The sequence below is a fragment of the Thermoflexus sp. genome (assembly GCF_025055495.1).
In the GTDB taxonomy this organism is placed as follows: domain Bacteria; phylum Chloroflexota; class Anaerolineae; order Thermoflexales; family Thermoflexaceae; genus Thermoflexus.
Window position 1 is genome coordinate 1 of sequence record NZ_JANWXB010000249.1, and the last position, 2,342, is coordinate 2,342.

3 protein-coding genes are annotated in these 2,342 nt (G+C 65.3%); all 3 read right to left on the reverse strand.

What is annotated here, in order from left to right:
- Positions 1-1,131: hypothetical protein (locus tag NZM16_RS08165; RefSeq protein ID WP_295479833.1), on the reverse strand; the 1,131-nt coding region annotated here is incomplete at its 3' end.
- A gap of 138 nt (positions 1,132-1,269) precedes the next feature.
- Positions 1,270-1,638: a class I SAM-dependent methyltransferase gene (locus NZM16_RS08170; protein ID WP_295479835.1), complete on the reverse strand. Its 369-nt coding sequence runs from the start codon at positions 1,636-1,638 to the stop codon at positions 1,270-1,272.
- Positions 1,639-1,672: 34 nt separating this feature from the next.
- Positions 1,673-2,342: glycosyltransferase (locus NZM16_RS08175; protein ID WP_295479837.1), on the reverse strand; the 670-nt coding region annotated here is incomplete at its 5' end.

A 2,342-nucleotide genomic window follows, 5' to 3' on the forward strand; every position in this document is an offset into this window, starting at 1 on the left:
CCGGACGAGAACCGCCGTTAGCAGCCCGATCACGCCGATGGCCACGAGGCTTGCGGTCCCCCATCGGAATCCCCTTCCCCATCGATCCCCCAGCCGCGTCCAGCCTTCCGCCAGCATCCACATGCCCATCACCAACAACGCGGGCACCGCATAGATCAGATGGGCGTAATCCGCACGGGGGAAGACGCCCAGAAAGGCCGCCCCCGCGAACAGCGCGACCATGCTCCCCCTTCGCCGTTGCTCCGCATCCAGCCCGGGGAACAGGGCCAGACCCATAGCCAGGAGCACGAAGGGAAGAAGAAAGGCTGAAAACTTCACCACCCCAAGCACCTGCTCGGTGGTGGAACGAAGGGAGAGGGAGCGCAACCCCTGGATGAAGGACTGGATCCCTTCGTGATACGGGATGCCAGACAATTGCAGGTAGGTGGTCTTGTTGGTCAGGCCGTAATCGATGAACTGGGGAAGACTTCCCTCGAGGACCACGGGCAGGAACGGGAGCAGGCCGGCCAGGAGAAAGGCTCCGATTGTCCCTGCGATTTGCTGCCACCGCTCTCCTCTGGTCGACTCCAGCGCGATGGCGAGCAGGGCGGCGATCAGGGCGTAGCCGCCGATATTCTGCTTAGTGGCGAAGGCCAGTCCGGCCCAGGCCCCCGCCAAGCGTTGCCGGGCCGCTCGACGCGCCGGCAGGCGGCTGCGCTGCGCCGCGATGGTCGCATCGAAGGCCGCCATCAGGAAGGTGTTCGCCAGGGTCTGATAGGTGGCCGCAGCTGGCGGAGGAGCCAGGATGAGATTGGCGGCGAGGAACAGCAGGCGGAATCCGAGGGGCACCCCCAGCCGCTGGAGGGCTCGAGCGCCCAGTAGCAGCGCTGCCGCGTATCCTCCGGCCACCACCGCCTTGACCACGATGACCTCAACGCCGAATAGATAGATCCCGGGAAGGGCCACGTAAACGGCCACGGGGCCCGCGCCGTAAAACACGTCGCCATACAGACGCTCCCCGGCCGCGACGCGCCGCAGCACCTGAAGGAACCATGCCTCGTCCCCCCGGTTGATCCCCGCGGCGATCGCCAGGTAAAAGCTGACCAGGAACAATCCAAGGAAGATCCCAACCTGCCGAATCGTCCGTCTCATGGCCGTTTCCCCCGAAACAACTGGAGTTGTAGGGGTTGGGCTCCCGGAACACCCCCCGACCGCCCGGCCAAAGCAATCGCCCCATCGCGGCGAAGGCCTTGTGAAGGTCGGCCTAGTGATGGAGGACGAAAACGCCCACTATGCATCATAGCGCCCATAGAGCTCTTCGGGAGGCTGATGGATGTCCGCACAGTAAACCGGAATGTTATAGCGCCCGCCATCGAATTCTCGCATGCGCTCAATGAGGAAAGGGGAGAGGTCGAGGCCTTCCACCTGGAACCCCCGCTCCACCAGCAGAAAAGCGTGGCGCCCCATCCCGCATCTGACGTCCAGCACGCGCTCGCCCGGCTGGAACTCTCCGAAACGGATCACCTCCTCAATCTGGCGAAGCACATATGGGGTTCGTTTCGGATACATGGTGGACTGAATTCGCCGTCCCAAATATTCCCGCTGTAGACGGTTATAGGCCTCGATGGGATCTTCTTGAGGCTTCCGCGATCTTGCCATATGTAAGCTCCCGACCTAGTGACTGGAAGATGGGTTACGCATCTGGGAGACCTGCCGCCTCGAACCGGGCCCCCCATCGCTGGATGTCGGGCGGGAGATGCCAGGCCCCATGCGGCCGGCTCCAGCGTTCCGGACGCCGTCGAAGCTCCAGGATCATCCACAGCGTCCCCCAGGCCAGCCGCCAGCGCATCCCGCCGGTATATGCAGAGGAGCCGGCCGGACGCACGGCGCGCGGCACCGGGATGGAGACTACTGGCAGGCCCGCGCATCCAACGAGGACCGGCCACTGGGGCACTGGCACGTCCCACGAGAGAACGGCCTGCACGGCCCGACGGTCCAGGACCCCGAATCCCCCGGCATCGCCCGGGATGCCGCATAGCCAGCCCCGCAACCGACGGAACAGCCAGCCGCTCAGCCAGCGCCCCCACGGCTCATAGCGTCCCCGGCGCCCGGCGAACACCACGGCGATCCGCCCGTTCCCCCGGGCCATCGCCTCCATCAATACCGGAATCGCCTCAGGAGGATCCTGAAGGTCCGCGTCCATAATCACGGTCCAGTGTCCTCGGACTTCATGGAGCCCGATCCAGATCGCCCGCGCCTGGCCGACGTTGCGGGGCAGCGCTAGGACGGCCACCCGCGGATCCTGCGCCGCAAGCCGTCTCAGGACCTCCCCCGAGCCCTCTGGGCATGCATCTTCGACGAAC